This is a genomic window from Phenylobacterium zucineum HLK1 (assembly GCF_000017265.1).
GTDB lineage: Bacteria > Pseudomonadota > Alphaproteobacteria > Caulobacterales > Caulobacteraceae > Phenylobacterium > Phenylobacterium zucineum.
Genome location: NC_011144.1, coordinates 454,240 through 469,940, shown reverse-complemented (window position 1 = coordinate 469,940; position 15,701 = coordinate 454,240). Strand labels below are relative to the sequence as shown.

Here is a 15,701-nt window from a genome sequence, read left to right as displayed (position 1 = left end):
CCGAGCGCCGGAGGGCCGCGACCGGGCCTCCTGCACGGGCGGGAGACCCGGTCCGAGTTGCTCAATCCGCCGCCGCCGTCCTCGTGTCGGGGCTTTGGACGCGGTGGGCCCTGGCCGTTTGGCCGCTGGCCCCGTTCCGGCCGAGCCGCAAAGCCACACCGGAACGATCCGACGTCTACCACGGCCGGCGCCGGGGCCGGTTTGATCCGGCTCAAACACCGCCGATCTTCGACAGCTCCCGGGCCGGCGCCTTGGCGGCCGCGGCTTCCGCCTCGCGCACCGCGGCCAGCGTGCGCGGCAGGCTCTGCGGATTGACGCTGATGGAGTCGATGCCGACGCCGGCGAGAAACGCCGCGACCTCGGGATAGGTCGCCGGCGCCTCGCCGCAGATGCCCACGTGCCGGCCGTTGCGGTGCGCCCCGGTCACCGCCTGGCGCAGCATCTCCAGCACGCCCGGGTCGCGCTCGTCGAAGTCGAAGGCCACCGTCTCGGAGTCGCGGTCCACGCCCAGCACGAGCTGGGTCAGGTCGTTTGAGCCGATCGAGAACCCGTCGAACAGCTCGGCGAAGGCGTCGATCTGGATGACGTTGTTGGGGATCTCGCACATCACATAGACCTCCAGCCCGTCCTCGCCGCGCTTCAGGCCGTTGGCGGCCATGGCGTCCAGCACGCGCCGGGCCTCCTCCACCCGCCGGCAGAAGGGGATCATCACCTTCAGGTTCTTCAGGCCGAGGTCCCGCCGCACCCGCGCCAGGGCCTCGCACTCCAGGGCGAAGCCGTCGGCGTAGAGCGGATGGGCGTAGCGGGAGGCGCCCCGGAACCCCAGCATCGGGTTCTCCTCGCGGGGCTCGAAGTCGGCCCCGCCGGTCAGGCGGGCGTACTCGTTGGTCTTGAAGTCCGACAGCCGGACGATCACCGGCCGCGGGTGGAAGGCGGCCGCGATCACGCCCGCGCCCTCCACCAGCCGCTCGACGAAATAGGCCCGCGGCGAGGGAAAGCCGCGCGACAGCCGGGCGATCTGCGCCCGTTGCCGGGCCGAGGTCACCCGGTCCGGATGCGCCGCCGCCATCGGGTGCAGCCGGATCTGCTCGCCGATCACGAACTCCAGCCTGGCCAGGCCCACGCCCGCCGAGGGCAGCTGGGCGAACCGGAAGGCCAGCTCGGGATGCGCCAGGTTCAGCATCACCTCCGTGACGGGCGTCGCCAGCGAGGCCAGGTCCAGCCGCGTCACCTCGAACGGGACCCGCCCCTGGTAGACCCGGCCGGTCTCGCCCTCGGCGCAGGAGACGGTGACGAGGCCGCCGTCCCCCAGCCGCGCCGTGGCGTCCCCCGCCCCCACCACCGCCGGCAGGCCCAGCTCCCGGGCGACGATGGCGGCGTGGCAGGTGCGCCCGCCGCGGTCGGTGACCACGGCCGCCGCGCGCTTCATCACCGGCTCCCAGTCTGGGCTGGTCGCGGGCGCCACCAGCACCTCGCCTTCCTGGAACGCCCGCAGGTCCGCGGGGCCGCGGATCACCCGCACCCGTCCCGAGGCGATCCGCTCGCCCACCGCCTTGCCGGTCGCGAGCACGGGTCCCGAGCCGGTCAGGCGGAAGGTCTCCAGGGTCTGGCCGCGCTGCGAGGCCACGGTCTCGGGCCGCGCCTGGACGACGTAGAGCCGCCCGTCCACCGCGTCCTTGGCCCACTCGATGTCCATCGGCGTCGGCCGCCCGGCGCGCTTGGAGTAGTGGTCCTCGATGCGGATCGCCACGTCGGTCAGGTCCATGACCTCGGCGTCGGTCAGGCAGTAGCGGCCGCGCTCGGCCCTGCCGACCGGCAAGGTCTTCAGCGCCGCGCCGCCGGCCCTGCGGTCCCAGACGATGCGGGTCTGCTTGGCCCCCAGGCTGCGCTTCAGCACCGCGCGGTAGCCCTGCCGGAACGTCGGCTTGTGGACGTAGAACTCGTCCGGGTCGACGAGGCCCTGCACCACGTTCTCGCCCAGGCCGTAGGCGCCGGTGACGAACACCACGTCCCGGAACCCGCTCTCGGTGTCCAGGGTGAAGGTCACCCCGCTGGCCGCCCGGTCGGAACGGACCATCCGCATCACCGCGATGGAGAGCGCGACCTTCAGGTGGTCGAAGCCGTTGTGGGTCCGGTAGACCACCGCCCGGTCGGTGAACAGCGACGCGAAGCAGCGGCGGCACGCCTCGATCAGCGCGGCCTCGTCGCGCACGTGCAGGAAGCTCTCGTGCTGGCCGGCGAAGCTGGCTGTCGGCAGGTCCTCGGCGGTGGCCGAGCTGCGCACCGCCACGCTGATGTCGGCCCCCACCGCCCGCTTCAGCTCACGGAAGCCCTCGACGATCTGGCGGCGCAGGTCCTCGCCGCCTGTCGCCTCGTAGACGATCCGCCGGGCCTCGGCCGCCCGGCGCGCCAGCTCGGCCACGTCCTCGACGTCCAGTCCTTCCAGCAGCGCCCGCAGCGGCTCCCAGGCGCCGGCCCCGGTCAGCGCGTCCCGGTACGCCTGGGCGGTGATCGCGAACCCCTCGGGCACGGCGACCTTCGCCCCCTTCAGCAGCTGCTGCAGCTCGCCCAGCGAGGCGGTCTTGCCGCCCACCAGGGGCACGTCCCCAAGGGCCAGGGTGTCGAAGGGTCGGATGTAGTGGGCAGGCGCCATGGGTCCGCTCCGCAAGGTGCGAGGGGAGCAACCTAGGCGCGCGGCCGGCGCGCGCCTTGAGTGAGGTCAATCGGGATCAGGTCGGCCGCGTTCCGCTGAACAGCAGCCAGGCGTTCAGGACGTAGGCCGCGACCAGGGCCAGGCTGGCCCAGCTCAGCGCGCCGCCGGGACGCCCGTTCGGCCGGTAGATCAGGCCGGCGGTGACGACGCCGTTCATCACCAGCGCCGTCAGGACGCTCACCGCATGCCCCCGGTCCACGCTCGAGAGCAGCGGCCCGCCCGGGTAGGCGAGGTCGTCGATGGCCAGCACCAGCATGTTGAACAGGTTGCTGCCGAGCAGGTTGGCGACCGCCATGTCGAGGACGCCGATCCGCACCGCCGACAGCGTGACCATCAGCTCGGGCATGGCCGTCGCCGTCGCCAGCAGCAGGGTGCCGACCAGGCTGTCGCTCCAGCCCATCGCCCCCGCCAGCTCGAGCGCGGCGCGCGGCAGCTGGAAGCCCGCGGCCAGCACCGCCGCGGCCGCCCCCGCGTAGCCGAGGATCGCCCGCCGGAGCGTGACCCCCGGGTAGCGGATCACCGACGGCTCGGCCGGCTCCAGCAGCTGGCGGCGCTCGAAGGTGAAGATGGTGCGCAGGGCCAGGGCGTAGAGCGGCACGATCAGCAGGCTCGCGAAGCTGATCGGGACCCAGGGCAGCGGCGCCGGGGCAAGGATGTTGAGGCCCACCAGTCCCAGCAGCACCGCGCCATAGCCGGTGGACAGCGCGTGGCCCTGCGAGGCGCGGCTGAACATGCAGGCGGGCCGGTAAAACAGGTCCACGAGGCTCAGCAGCAGCAGGTTGAACATGCAGGCGCCGATCACATTGCCGACCGCCAGGTCCGGCGCGTGCTCGACCCGCACCGCCGTCACCCCCGTGACCAGCTCGGGCAGGGAGGTGACCGTGGCCATCAGCACGAGGCCGACCCAGCTGCCGGACAGGCCGGTCCGCTCGGCGATCACGTCGCCGAAGCGCGACAGCCAGTAGCCGGCGACGCCGACCACGGCGCCGAGCAGCAGGAACTGCGTCCAGGCGAAGATCAAGCGCGGCCCTCCCGATGGTAAGGTGGGCCGGCCGCCGCGGTCGCGCGTTGAGGTCCGTCAATGCCGTCGAACGGCTGGCGCGCCCTGATATCCGCCAGGAGGACGACCCATGGCCCCATCCGACCCTGCGAACGCCGGCGGCGGACGCATCCTGCTCGCCACCGACCTCAGCGCAAGGTGCGACCGCGCGCTGGACCGGGCCTGCGCCCTGGCCGAGGCCTGGGACGCGACGCTCCACGTGGTCACCGCCGTCGAGGCCGACGCCGCGACCGCCGCTGCGGTCGGGGCGGCGGCCCGCGCCGAGGCGGAGGCCGAGCTTGCCGACGCCATCGGCGAGCGTCCGGTGCGCCGACAGGTGGAGGTGGTCGCCGGCCGGCCCGACGCGGTGATCTGCGAGGCCGCCCGCCGCCTGAAGCCCGACCTGATCGTGGTCGGCGTGGCCCGCAACGAGATCCTCGGCCGCATGCGGCCGGGCCGCACGGTCGAGGCCCTGGTGCGCGAGGCCTGCGCGCCCTTCCTCGTCGTCAAGCGCCGGACGCGCGGACCCTACGGCCAGGTGCTGGTCCCCAGCGACTTTTCCCCCGCCGCCGAGCAGGCGCTGGTCCGCGCCGCCGCCATGTTCCCGGAGGCGGCCTTCACCCTGCTCCACGCCTACCGGGTGCCGTTCACCGGCTTCCTCAGCGAGAGCGAGCACGACGCGGAGATGCGGGCGATGGCGCTGGAGGACCAGCAGGCCTTCGTCGAGCGGGTGCAGGCGGAAGCCGGTCGCCCGCTGAACATCACTCCGCGCGTCGAGTACGGGGGCCCCGATGAGCGGATCGACCGGTTCCTGCGCGACCATGCGCCCGACCTGATGGTGCTGGGCGCCCACGCGCGCGGCGGCCTGCTGGAACGCCTGGCGCCCGACGTGGCGGGCCGGCTGCTGATGGCGGCGGCCTGCGACGTGCTGGTGGTCCCGGAACGGTCGGTGGCCCGGGCCGCCCCTTCGAGGACGCAGACGGCCTGACCGTCAGCCGGCGGACTTGCGGACCTTGATCCGCGCGCCGTCCCGCACCTTGTCCGAGGGGAACACCACCACGCGGTCCCCGGCGGCGAGGCCCTTGCGGATCTCGGCCTCGCGGTCGGTCATGGCGCCGGCCTCCACGCGGGTCAGCCGCGCCCGGCCGCCCTCGACCCGGAACACGGCCCAGCCGCCGTCGGCGCGAACGAGAGCCCCCAGCGGCGCCTTCACCGCCTTGGCCTCGCGGCGCAGGAACACCCGTCCCCAGACGCGGTAGCCGGGCCCCAGGCGCGTCCACTTCCCCGGCTCGCCGGCGAACTGCAGCAGCACCAGCACCCGCTGCTCCTCGACGCCAAGGGCCGAGATCTTGGTGAAGCCCTGCGGCTCGACGCGGCGGACGATGGCGGGAATCGTCCCCTCCCCGCCCCAGTCGTAGATCTCGGCCGGCATGCCCTCGCGGACGCGCACCGCATCCTGGGTCAGGAACTCGATCGCCGCCTCCAGCCCCGTCTGGTCGCCCACCTCGATCAGCGGCGTGCCCATCGCCACCGTCCGCTCGCTCTCCTGCAGCAGGCGGGTGACGTAGCCCGACGCCGGCGCTGTCACGGGCACGATGTTCGCCCCGTCCGCGTCAGGCCCCATCAGCGCCGCCCGCGCGGCGGCCAGCTCGGCCCGGCGCACCGTGAGCTCGGCGGCGGCGGCCCGGACCGCGGCGTTGGCGGAGCGGGCCTCGGCCTCGGCGCTGTCCAGCGCCTGCTTGGCCGCAAAGCCGCTCTGCGCCAGGGTCCGCAGCCGCTGAAGGTCGACGTCCGCGCGCCGCGCCTCGGCCGCCAGCCGGTCGCGCTGCGCCTGGGCCGCGCCCACCGCCGCCTGGGCCGCGGCGACGCTCGCCTGCGCCTGGGCGCGCGAGCGCGGGTCGAGCAGGTCGGCGGCGGCCGGACGGATGCGGGCGACCACCGTCTGGCCTGCGCTCACCCGGTCGCCCACCTTCAGCGGCAGGCGCTCCAGCCGGCCCGAGACGGGCGCGGCCACCACATAGGCCTCGCGCACCCGCGCATAGCCCTGGTCCGAGACGCTTTCGGCGATGGGGCCGGTCCGCACCGGCTCGACGTCCGCCGGGACCGGTCGCGGCGCGAGCAGCAGGCCCGCCGTCGCCGCCACGGCCGCGGCCACCGCCCCGCCCAGGCCCCATCTCGCCCACTTGATGCGCGCCACCGGCTACTCCCTCGTCTTCAGGACGGCCACGAGATCGAACTCCCAGACCCGCCGCGCCACCAGCACGCCCGCCAGTACGACGGCGCCGAAATAGGCCGCGAGCGCCGCGCCGTAGCTGGGCAGGGTGATCACGGGGGGCAGGCGCACCTCCTCGCGCGAATAGGCGACCGCCAGGCCCTCGGCCAGCGCGTTGCCGCCCAGGATCCCCACCGGGACGGCGGCGAGCGCCAGGATCGCCAGCTCGCCCATCAGGATGTAGGCGCATTCGGCCTCGCCGAAGCCGAGGACCCGCAGCGTCGCCAGGTCCCGCGCGCGTTCGGACAGCGCGATCCGGCTCGTGTTGTAGGCCACGCCGAAGGCGATCGCCGCCGCGAAGCCCACGTAGAAGACCATGGTGGTGCGGAACGCCTCGATCATCACCTGCCGGAAGGCGGTCACCGTGTCGTCCCGCGAAGAAGAGCCGACGATCTGCGGCGTCCGCTCGATGGCCGCGTAGAAGGCCGGCCGCCGGTCGCCCGCGACCAGCAGGTTCGCGCCGGTGATCACGTCGCCCTCCCCGATCAGCCGGTTGAGCTCGCGCCGGTCCACATAGGCGGTGAAGCCGCTGTAGTCGCGCGCCAGGGCGGTCACCGGAACGCTGCCGGCGCCGCCCCGCCCCTCGACGATCTCGATCCGCACCATGTCGCCGGGCGCCAGCGCCAGCCGCCGGGCCAGGGCCTCGCTGATGACGACGCCGCGCCCCTTCAGGGGGAGCGGCCGGCCCTCGGCGTCCAGCGGCCGCTGCAGCGCCGGGCCCGGGTCCAGCCCCACCACCTGCGTCAGCTCCTGGCGCCCGTTGGCCTTCAGCCGGGCGGCCGCGCCCCGCACCGGCTCGACGGCGTAGACTCCCGGCAGGCGTCCCAGCTCGGCCGCCGCCGCCACGCTGCGCCCCTCGATGAAGCCCACCGACTCGCTCCAGCGCTGGATGCGGTAGTAGGCCTGGTCGATGAGGCGGTCGAAGCTGTCGAACATGAACTGCACGCCGACGAGCAGGGCGAGGCTGGCCGCGAGCCCCGCCACCGCCAGCCCCGCGCGCACCGGGAAGCGTTCCAGGTTGCGGACGATCATCCGGCTGGCCTCGTCGATAGCGCGGCCGGGCGTCAGCCGGTCCAGCAGGCCCCTGCGGTAGACCGCCGGGCGCAGCGGCTGCATCGCCACCGCCGGCGACAGGGCCGCGGCCCGCCGCACGGCCGAGACCGAGCCCGCCAGCGTCGCGCCCACCGCCACCGTGCTGGCGATCAGGAAGGCCGGCCAGTGGAAGCGCCCGGCGAGGTCCGGGAAGCGGAAGTACTCCCGGTAGAGGTCGACGATGGCCGCCCCCAGCAGCGCCCCGATCAGCCCCCCGCCCAGCGCGCCCACCAGGCCGATCGCCGCGGCGGTCTTCAGGTAGGGCTGCGCCGCCTCGCCGTCCCGGTAACCGAAGGCCTTCAGCAGGCCGATCTGCTCGCGCTCGGCGTCCACCATGCGCGAGACGACGAGGTGCACCAGGGCCGCGGCGATGGCCAGGAACACCGGCGGCAGGATCGAGGCCGAGGTGGACAGCTCCTTCAGCTCGGCCTCGAGGAAGGCGTGCGAGGGCTGGTCCTCCCGGCCGCGGGCCGCCAGCCCGCCGTAGGGCGCCAGGATCCGGTCCACGTCCTGCAGCACGCGCGGCAGGGACGCGCCCGGCGCGAGCTTCAGCGAGACCGCGTTGAACGCCCCGGTCATCCCCGCGGCGCGCTCGACCGTCGCCCGGGGAGCCCAGAACACGCCCTGGTGGGCGTCGTCGGGCATGAAGGACTGCGGCGCCGGCACATAGACGTACTCGGGCGACAGCGCCGCCCCCACGATGGTGAAGCTGAACGCGCGGCCCTCCAGCACCGTCGTCAGCCGGTCGCCCAGCTTGACGCCGGCGGCGTCCATGAACGTCTTCAGCGCCACCACCTCGTCGCGGCTGGCCGGGTCCGGCATGCGCCCGCGCACGAGGCGGATCTGGTTGAGCGCCCGGGCCTCGTCCTCGGGCAGCGAGACGACCCGCGCCACCGCCGGCCGCGACAGGCCGGGAACGTCCATCAGCCCGGCCTCGACGATCCGCGCGTCGGCCACCGTCACCCCGTCGATCCGCGTCAGCTCCCGCGCCCGGGAGAGCGGGGCGCGCCTGGCCTGGGCGAACACGTCCCCGAAGCGCGTCTCGGCGTAGAACCCCGCCTGGGCGTCCGCCAGCGCCTGCTGGGCCGAGAAGGCCATCACCGCCACCGACACCCCGCAGGCGATCAGCAGCGCGATGGCCAGCACCTGCCAGCGCAGCCGCACGAGATCACGCAGCAGCTTGCGGTCGAGCGGCGCCGGCCTCACCAGCTCATCTCCCGCGGCGCGACCTTGCGCGCGTTGACCTCCACCTCGGTGATCCGGCCGTCGCGGAAGCGGATGATGCGGTCGGCCATGGCGGCGATGTCGGTGTTGTGGGAGACGATCAGGGTGGTGGCCCCCACCGCCTGGGTCACCTCGGCGATCGCCTCGAGGACCTGGACGCCGCTCTCGGAATCCAGCGAGCCGGTCGGCTCGTCGCAGAGCAGCAGCTCGGGCCGCTTGGCGATCGCCCGGGCCACGGCGACCCGCTGCTGCTGGCCGCCCGAGAGCTGGGCCGGGAAGTGGTCCATCCGGTCGCCAAGCCCCACCCGCGCCAGGGCCTCCTCCGGCGTCATCGGATCGGCCGCGATCTCGGTGATCAGGGCCACGTTCTCCCGCGCGGTCAGGCTCGGCACGAGGTTGAAGAACTGGAAGATGAAGCCCACCGAGGCGCGCCGGTAGCGGGTCAGCTGGGCCTCGCTGGCGGTGGTCAGCTCCAGGTCATGGAAGCGGGCGCGGCCCGAACTCGCCCGGTCCAGCCCGCCCAGGATGTTGAGCAGGGTGGACTTGCCCGATCCCGAGGGCCCCAACAGGACCAGGATCTCGCCGCGGCGGATCGACAGGTCGACGCCGCGCAGGGCGTGCACGTCGCCCGCCCCGGTCCGGTAGACCTTGGCGAGCCCCCGCAGCTCGATGGCCGGACCGGCGTCGGGGGGCGCCTCCGGGGCGGGAGCGGACGGGCGCCTGGCCATGACTCAGCCCCCGCGGGCGGACGGCGCCGCCTCAGCCGGGATCGACCGCCCCCAGCAGCATCGAGATCCGTCCGTCGCCCCACATGGGCAGCAGCAGCCGCGCATAGCCGTCCTCGGCCCGTACGTAGGTGGGCGCCTGGGCCTCCACCGTAGCGCTGGCCTGCGACAGGAGGAACTCGAATGGCGTGGGCGGCTCCACCTCGTCGAGGAACAGGCCCGACAGATCCGCCGGCAGGTCCTCGCCCACCGTCCCGAAGCGGAAGCGCTCGGGCCGCTGGAACGCATCCACCAGGAACAGACGGCCGGCGAGGTCCGGCAGGTCGGTGAGCCGGGCGTCGTCCCAGAAGGGAATCTGGGCCGAGCCGCGCAGCAGGCCTTTCCAATAGGCGTAGACCCGCTCCAGGTCGGCGGGCAGGCGGCCGGGGACGGCGTAGGGGTGCTTCATCGGCTTCATCGGTCTGGATCCACGGTTCGGCCGCAGCATCGGCGCGGGGCGGGCCGGCCGCCTTGACGCCCGTCAACCGCCGGTTTCAACCCTTGACGTGGCTCAAGGCGGGCAGGCGGGGCCCGGGCCAGCCTCCAGGCTCGAGGAGGCCCGCCGATGCCCGTCGTCGTCACCCTGACGCTCAACCCCGCCCTGGATGTCTCGACCTCGACGCCGCGGGTCGAGCCCGACCGCAAGCTCCGCTGCGGCGCCGGCCGGCGCGATCCCGGCGGCGGGGGGATCAACGTCGCCCGCGTCGCCCACCGCCTGGGCGCGCGCACGCTGGCGATCTTCCCCTCGGGCGGCCTCACCGGCCAGATGCTGGAGCGCCTCGTCGAGGCCGAAGGGGTGGGAAGCCTGCCCGTGCCGGTCTCGGGCGAGACCCGCGAGGACGTCACCGTGCTCGACGAGTCCTCGGGCGCCCAGTACCGCTTCATCATGCCGGGGCCCCATCTGCACGGGGTCGAATGGATGGCCTGCCTGAAGGCGCTGGCGGGGCTCGAGGCCAAGCCCGACTTCGTCTGCGCCAGCGGCAGCCTGCCGCCCGGCGCCCCCGACGACCTCTACGCGCGGGTGGCCGAGATCGTGGAGAGCTGGGGCGTCCGCTTCGCCCTGGACACCTCGGGCCCGCCGCTGCAGGCGGCGCTTTCCGAACGCGTCTTCCTTATCAAGCCCAACCTGCGCGAGCTGCGCGAACTCACCGGCGCGCCGCTGGAGGACGAGGCGAGCCGCATCGCCGCCTGTCGGTCCCTGATCGCGCGGGGCCGCACGGCCGCCGTGGCCCTCACCCTCGGCCACGAGGGCGCGCTGCTCGTCACCGCCCAGGACGCCTGGCGCGCCCCCGCCCTGCCGGTGAGGCCGGTCAGCAGCGTCGGCGCCGGCGACAGCTTCCTGGGCGCCATGGTCTGGGGCCTCGCCTCCAAGCTGACCCTGCGCGAGGCATTCGCCTTCGCCATGGCGGGCGGGTCGGCCGCCCTGCTGGCCCAGGGCACCCAGCTCGCCGGCGCCCGCGACGTGCGCCGCCTGCTCCCGCAAGTGACCGTCGAGCGCGTCGACGACCGGGCCGCGCTGCGGGCCTAGCGGCGCCCCGGCGCTTGACGACTCGCCGTCAGGTGGAGTCTTCGTGCCCACCCGCCAGCGCGAGGACGGCACGTTTGCGTATCATCGGACTTCCGGATCAGTCACACCACGTCGTGGGGCCCGGCGTGCTCATCAAGTTCGCGTCCATGGCGTTCACGCGGGACCTCGAGACGGCCTTCACGACGCTCCCGTTCCGGCCGCAGAGCACCCTGGTGCCCGAAGAGCAGACCGGCGTGATCAAGCGCGTGGGCGAGGGTGAGGACATCTCCTTCGAGATGAACGGGAGGCCGCGGATCATGGCGCACGTGCCGGGTCCGGTGCTGGCGCTGAACCTGCTGTTTCCCTTCAACTACTTCCACTTCATGATCGAGTGCCTGCCCAGCGTCTACGCGCTGATGCGGGAAGGCGTCCTGGAGCCGGAGACGATGCTGGTCTCGGGGCTGCTGCACCCGAACATGGCGCTGGCGCTGTCGTTCTTGATGCGCGAGCGGCGCATGTCGATCATCCAGCTCCGGGCGGGCGGGGACGCGGTGTTGAGCGAGCAGGTGATCCTGCCGCGATCCAGCTTTTACTCGGCCGAGCGGCTGGACGGGGGGATCACCCCGCCCTACTGCAACGCCGAGAACATCGCCGCATTGCGTGAAGGCCTGCGTCCCACCTGGTCCGACCCGCGCCAGCACCCCCCGCGCAAGCTCCTGATCCGCCGCAAGCGCGACGGGCGCAGCATCGTCAACTTCGACGAGGTTGAGCGGCGCGCCGTCGCCGCCGGCTACACCGTGATGGCGCCCGAGGACTACAGCCTGAACCAGCAGGTGCGGATGTTCAGCACCGCCAGCCACATCATCGGCCCGACCGGCGCATGGCTTTCCAACCTGCTGTTCGTGCGGCGCAGGACGAGGGTCGCGGTCTTCTACCCCGAGACCTGCCGGGAAGGGCCCATCTGGAACCTCCTGGGCCGCGCGTGCGGCGTCGAGGTCGAGGAGATATTCTGTCCGATCGCCAAGTACGACGAGTTGCAGCCGATCCACTCGGACTACTTCGTCCCGCCCGAGATCCTGAACCCGCTCCTGAAGGACTAGCGCGCGCCCCCGGCCTGCGCCGCCTTCGCCCGCTCCACCATCGCCTTCACGTCGGCCAGGATCGCCGGCGCGTCGTAGGCGACGCCGCGGACCACCGTCCACCTCACCCCGCCCACGGTCTCGACGCGGTTGTCGGCCGAGAGCCGCTGGTGGCCGGTGCCGTACAGCGTCTTGAAGTTCTGCAGCGGGTTCTCGGGGACGATCACCAGGTCGGCCGACAGGCCGGGCCGCACCACGCCGAAGCCGATCGGCTCGCCCTTCGCCTCGGCCAGCGTCCGGGCGCCGTTCACGGTCGCGGCCTGGATCACCTCCAGCGGCGAGAAGCCCGCCTCCTGCAGCAGCTCCAGCTCCTCGACGTAGGCGAAGCCGTACAGCTTCCAGATGAACCCGGAGTCCGATCCGGTCGTCACCCGCCCGCCCAGGTTCTTGTAGTCGTTCACCAGCCGGAAGTAGCGGTCGTAGAAGCGCTTCCACGCCACCTCGTTGGCCGTCGTCCAGTCGAAGAAGTAGCTGCCGTGGTTGTCGCGGGTGGAGACGAAGTAGGCCTTCAGGCTGGGCAGGGTGTAGTCGGCGTGCCAGTCGGCGTTGCGGGCCCGCATCAGGTCGCGGGACGCCGCGTAGATGTTGAAGGTGGGATCGAAGGTGACGCCGGCGGCCTTCTGCGCCTCCAGGTATTCCACCCACTTGGGCGAGCCCGGCTCGACGATCTCGTCCCAGATCTCGGCGGCGACGCCGAACCGCTTCTGCTCGTCGTAGAAGTTGTAGTCCGCCGGATAGTCCTGCAGCCGCCGGTCCTTCAGCAGCGATTCCGAATGGCCGTAGAAGTGGGTGACGGTCCCCAGGCCCGCCTCTCCCAGCTTCAGGGCGTTCAGCTCGGCCACGCCCGGCTGGGCGATGTGCGCCACCGTGCCCAGCCCCTGCGCCTTCGCCTCGTCCAGGGCGGCCAGCACCACCTCGGGCGTCTCGTCGTCGCGGACGAAGAACTTGATGCCGTCGACGCCGTTCTTCGCCGCCCAGCGCACCCAGGCGCGGGCCTTGTCCGGGCCGTCAATGCGCCCCTGCGACCAGCCCGAGCCCAGCGTCTGGTAGTTGTAGATCCGAGGGGCGACGATCTCGCCGCGGGCCGCCCTGGCCTTCTCCGAGACGGCGATGGCGTGCGGCGCCAGCGAGACGCCGCGCACCGTCGTCACCCCGTGGGCCAGCCACAGCTTGTAGACGTACTCCAGCTCCGGCGCCTTCTGCGGCGTGCCGCCGTGGACGTGCAGGTCGACGAAACCCGGCAGCACGTACATCCCCGCGGCGTCGATCTCGTGGTCGAACTCCCGCGGCGGGCGGTCCTTGGCCAGCGCCAGGCCCGGCCAGCCGGCCTGGCGGACCTCGGCGATCCGCTCGCCCTCGATGACGATGTCCACAGGCCCGCGCGGCGGGGCGCCGGTCCCGTCGATCAGCGTCGCGCCCCGGATCACCATGCGCTTGAAGGGACCCAGCCCCTCTCCCGCCCGCCGGTCGGGCGCCGGCTTCAGCTCTGCGGGCGGGCCCGCCGTCTGCGCCACGGCCATCGCCGGCGCCAGCGCCGAGACCGCCACCAGGGCCGCGGCCGCCGCCGCCAGGAATCCGCCTGCCGCCTTCAACTCGTCCCCTCCCCAAGCCTCGGGCCGACCTATAGCAGCCCGCCGCCGCGCGCACAGCGCGGCCTGAGACACAGAGACAATTGATGGGGGAAGAAATGGCGCGCCCGGAACGATTCGAACGTCCGACCCTCAGATTCGTAGTCTGATGCTCTATCCAGCTGAGCTACGGGCGCGCACGCCTTGCGGCGAGGGGCGCTATCTAGCGAGGCGCCTTTCGTCTTTCAACCCATTATCGCGCCGCATCGGCGCATGGCGCCCGCTCCGGCTTGTGGCGCGGGGGCGGGCGGGGTAGCCCCGGGCGACAATATCCGGGGAGCCCAGCCGTCATGGTCAGCCTGTCGTTCGCAGAGGTGGTGGAGATGCTGGTGGCGCTGCGCGACCAGACCGCCCAGCCGGCCGACGACGCCCGCGCGTTCCTGGGTCACTGCCTGCGCCACCTGCCGGCTTCGAAGTCGCAGTTCCTGCAGGACCTGTGGGTGTCCTACGAGCTGAAGGGGCGCCGCAACGGCTTCTTCGTCGAGTTCGGCGGCGCCGACGGGGTGAAGTTCTCCAACAGCTGGTATCTGGAGACCGAGCTCGGCTGGTCCGGCATCGTCGCCGAGCCGGCGCGGGTCTGGCATCCGGCGATCCGCAACAACCGCGCCTGCTTCGTGGACGACCGCTGCGTCTGGACGAAGAGCGGCGAGCGCCTGGTGTTCAACCAGCCGGCCATCGCCGCCCACGCCACCATCGACGCCTATTCCGACAGCGATTCCCTGGGCCACACCCGCAAGGACGGCCAGCGCTACGAGGTCGAGACCATCTCGCTGGTCGACCTGCTGCGCCACTGGAACGCGCCGCGGCGCATCGACTACCTGTCGATCGACACCGAAGGCTCCGAGCTCGACATCCTGCAGGCGTTCGACTGGGACGCCTGGGAGATCCGGCTGATCACCGTCGAGCACAATCACTCCGACAAGCGCCAGCTGCTCTTCGACTTCCTCTCGTCGAAGGGCTACCGGCGCAAGTTCGAGGCGCTGTCGAACGTCGACGACTGGTACGTGCGCGCCTACTGAGGCGGCGCGCCCTCAAGAACCTTCAGGGGATCGGCACGCCCAGCGCCCCGCCGAGGCCCTTCATGATCGCCCGGCGGCGCTCGGCCTTCGGATCCTTCTTCGGCGCCGGCGCGCCCGGGCGCGCCTCGCCCGCGTCTTCCGCGTCGGCCATGCCCGGCATCGGGGTCCCCAGCATCCCGCCCGTGGCCGAGCGGTAGCGGACCTTCACGGCCCACTCCTGGTTCCAGGCGACCTTGGGGTCCTGCGGCCGGGGCGGATGGACGAAGTTGGCCTCGCCGCCGTAGGCCGCGAGCTGGAACATGGCCTGGGGCGCGGCGTCCAGCACCTCCTTGGGCACGGCGCAGCTCGTCGTCTGCGGCCCCATCAGCGCCTTGGCCGCGACCAGGCGGGTGATGTCGCCCTGGCTGAGGAAGTCCGGGTTCGAGAACGCCGCCGCCTGGGTTTCGGACGAGGTCCACATCACCAGGGTCTCGCCGTCGCCGCCCATGGCGCTGGCGTAGTAGGCGCGGGCCTGCGGGACGGGATTCCAGGCCAGGTTCGCCCAGCCGCCGGGCGCCTTCTGGTTGGTGGTCAGCACCAGCGGGGCGAGGAAGTCCTGCTCGCGGCCGAGGGTGAAATTGATCTCCGGCGCATAGTTGCCGCGGACGGTGTGCGCCCCGACCAGCGAACCCGCCGAGGGGACGAGGTCGCGGGTCTTCTCGTTCGGCCACTCGCCGTAGGTGCGGTTGCGGCCGGGCGCCGGCGGCCGCATCGGCCGGTAGTCGAGGCCCTTGAAGAGGCCCGCGGGGTTCTGCTTGCCCTCGGCCATCTTGGCGAAGTCGATGACGTAGGGCTGGCCGGGCCTGGCCCGCTCGCCGCAGCCCCAGAACACCAGCATCTTGCCGCGCGGCTTCTGGTACTCGCGCGGGACCTCGGGCGTCTCGTCCTCGTCCCGGGTCGCCGGGACCTGCCGGGGCGTCAGCAGCGGCAGGCGCGCGCCGGCCTGCAGCGCGGGCGGCGGCAGGTGGTCGGCCGCCGGCGCGGGGCTCGCCTGGCTGGAGCCGAGCTGGAGGACCAGCGACTTCTGCGCCCCCCCGCCGCCCATCATCTGGCGCATGATCGCCGAGGGGTCCGGCTGGCCGCCGGCGCCGGGCATGCCGAAGCCGGTCTGGGTCGAGGCGCTCATCCAGTAGGTGGCGACCGGGCCGGTCACCTTCTGCTGGGTCTGGGCGGAGGCGGTGGTCCCGAGGACCGCGACGCCCGCGGCGAGGGCCAGTCTGGATGCGCAAGCCATGTCGATCTCACTCCTGGACAGCGAGATTCGT

At 72.9% G+C, this 15,701-nt stretch carries 12 protein-coding genes and 1 tRNA gene; 4 read left to right on the top strand and 9 right to left on the bottom strand.

Annotated elements, in window-relative coordinates:
- Positions 1 to 211: 211 nt before the first annotated feature.
- Together ppsA and PHZ_RS02470 are read right to left on the bottom strand one after the other, a co-directional pair.
- The gene (gene ppsA / locus PHZ_RS02475; protein ID WP_012521019.1) at positions 212 to 2,653 is read right to left on the bottom strand and encodes a phosphoenolpyruvate synthase; all 2,442 of its coding nucleotides are present in this window, start codon (positions 2,651 to 2,653) and stop codon (positions 212 to 214) included.
- A gap of 76 nt (positions 2,654 to 2,729) precedes the next feature.
- A complete protein-coding gene (locus PHZ_RS02470; RefSeq protein ID WP_012521018.1) occupies positions 2,730 to 3,734 on the bottom strand; it encodes a sodium:calcium antiporter in 1,005 nt (334 codons plus the stop codon).
- 109 nt (positions 3,735 to 3,843) lie between these two features.
- On the opposite strand from PHZ_RS02470, the gene PHZ_RS02465 reads away from it, so the two are divergent.
- Positions 3,844 to 4,740, top strand: coding sequence for a universal stress protein (locus tag PHZ_RS02465; RefSeq protein WP_012521017.1), 897 nt, complete (start codon positions 3,844 to 3,846; stop codon positions 4,738 to 4,740).
- A 3-nt stretch (positions 4,741 to 4,743) separates the two neighbouring features.
- Here the strand turns inward: PHZ_RS02465 and PHZ_RS02460 are convergent, their stop codons facing one another.
- The 4 genes from PHZ_RS02460 to PHZ_RS02445 are packed head-to-tail and all read right to left on the bottom strand — an operon-like array spanning position 4,744 to position 9,522.
- Positions 4,744 to 5,949: an efflux RND transporter periplasmic adaptor subunit gene (locus PHZ_RS02460; protein WP_012521016.1), complete on the bottom strand. Its 1,206-nt coding sequence runs from the start codon at positions 5,947 to 5,949 to the stop codon at positions 4,744 to 4,746.
- Positions 5,950 to 5,952: 3 nt separating this feature from the next.
- Positions 5,953 to 8,322: an ABC transporter permease gene (locus PHZ_RS02455; protein ID WP_012521015.1), complete on the bottom strand. Its 2,370-nt coding sequence runs from the start codon at positions 8,320 to 8,322 to the stop codon at positions 5,953 to 5,955.
- Positions 8,319 to 9,068, bottom strand: a complete 750-nt coding sequence (locus tag PHZ_RS02450; protein WP_012521014.1) for an ABC transporter ATP-binding protein — start codon at positions 9,066 to 9,068, stop codon at positions 8,319 to 8,321. The genes PHZ_RS02455 and PHZ_RS02450 overlap by 4 nt, the downstream gene beginning before the upstream one ends.
- 31 nt (positions 9,069 to 9,099) lie before the next feature.
- Positions 9,100 to 9,522: a PAS domain-containing protein gene (locus PHZ_RS02445; protein WP_041373032.1), complete on the bottom strand. Its 423-nt coding sequence runs from the start codon at positions 9,520 to 9,522 to the stop codon at positions 9,100 to 9,102.
- A gap of 147 nt (positions 9,523 to 9,669) precedes the next feature.
- On the opposite strand from PHZ_RS02445, the gene PHZ_RS02440 reads away from it, so the two are divergent.
- Both PHZ_RS02440 and PHZ_RS02435 read left to right on the top strand, forming a co-directional pair.
- On the top strand, positions 9,670 to 10,632 hold the full coding sequence (locus PHZ_RS02440; RefSeq protein WP_012521013.1) for a 1-phosphofructokinase family hexose kinase: 963 nt from the start codon (positions 9,670 to 9,672) through the stop codon (positions 10,630 to 10,632).
- A 146-nt stretch (positions 10,633 to 10,778) separates the two neighbouring features.
- Entirely contained in the window at positions 10,779 to 11,711 is a 933-nt protein-coding gene (locus PHZ_RS02435; protein WP_236611862.1) for a glycosyltransferase family 61 protein, read from the top strand.
- Here the strand turns inward: PHZ_RS02435 and PHZ_RS02430 are convergent.
- Positions 11,708 to 13,342 (bottom strand): amidohydrolase family protein, encoded by a 1,635-nt coding sequence (locus tag PHZ_RS02430; protein ID WP_236611861.1) that lies wholly within the window; start codon positions 13,340 to 13,342, stop codon positions 11,708 to 11,710. The two genes, PHZ_RS02435 and PHZ_RS02430, sit on opposite strands and share 4 nt — an antisense overlap.
- A gap of 96 nt (positions 13,343 to 13,438) precedes the next feature.
- Positions 13,439 to 13,515, bottom strand: a tRNA-Arg gene (locus PHZ_RS02425).
- A 153-nt stretch (positions 13,516 to 13,668) separates the two neighbouring features.
- Here PHZ_RS02425 and PHZ_RS02420 point away from each other — a divergent pair.
- Complete coding sequence (locus tag PHZ_RS02420; protein WP_012521011.1) at positions 13,669 to 14,397, top strand: FkbM family methyltransferase; 729 nt, start codon at positions 13,669 to 13,671, stop codon at positions 14,395 to 14,397.
- A 22-nt stretch (positions 14,398 to 14,419) separates the two neighbouring features.
- On the opposite strand, the gene PHZ_RS02415 is transcribed toward PHZ_RS02420, so the two are convergent.
- Positions 14,420 to 15,670, bottom strand: coding sequence for a hypothetical protein (locus PHZ_RS02415; protein WP_012521010.1), 1,251 nt, complete (start codon positions 15,668 to 15,670; stop codon positions 14,420 to 14,422).
- Positions 15,671 to 15,701 lie beyond the last annotated feature (31 nt).

Excerpts from the sequence above, each read along its gene's own strand:
- PHZ_RS02450 (WP_012521014.1), bottom strand. The coding sequence starts at position 9,068 with ATGGCCAGGCGCCCGTCCGCTCCCGCCCCGGAGGCGCCCCCCGACGCC.
- PHZ_RS02465 (WP_012521017.1), top strand. The coding sequence starts at position 3,844 with ATGGCCCCATCCGACCCTGCGAACGCCGGCGGCGGACGCATCCTGCTC.
- ppsA (WP_012521019.1), bottom strand. The coding sequence starts at position 2,653 with ATGGCGCCTGCCCACTACATCCGACCCTTCGACACCCTGGCCCTTGGG.
- PHZ_RS02440 (WP_012521013.1), top strand. The coding sequence starts at position 9,670 with ATGCCCGTCGTCGTCACCCTGACGCTCAACCCCGCCCTGGATGTCTCG.
- PHZ_RS02415 (WP_012521010.1), bottom strand. The coding sequence starts at position 15,670 with ATGGCTTGCGCATCCAGACTGGCCCTCGCCGCGGGCGTCGCGGTCCTC.
- PHZ_RS02420 (WP_012521011.1), top strand. The coding sequence starts at position 13,669 with ATGGTCAGCCTGTCGTTCGCAGAGGTGGTGGAGATGCTGGTGGCGCTG.
- PHZ_RS02435 (WP_236611862.1), top strand. The coding sequence starts at position 10,779 with ATGGCGTTCACGCGGGACCTCGAGACGGCCTTCACGACGCTCCCGTTC.
- PHZ_RS02445 (WP_041373032.1), bottom strand. The coding sequence starts at position 9,522 with ATGAAGCCGATGAAGCACCCCTACGCCGTCCCCGGCCGCCTGCCCGCC.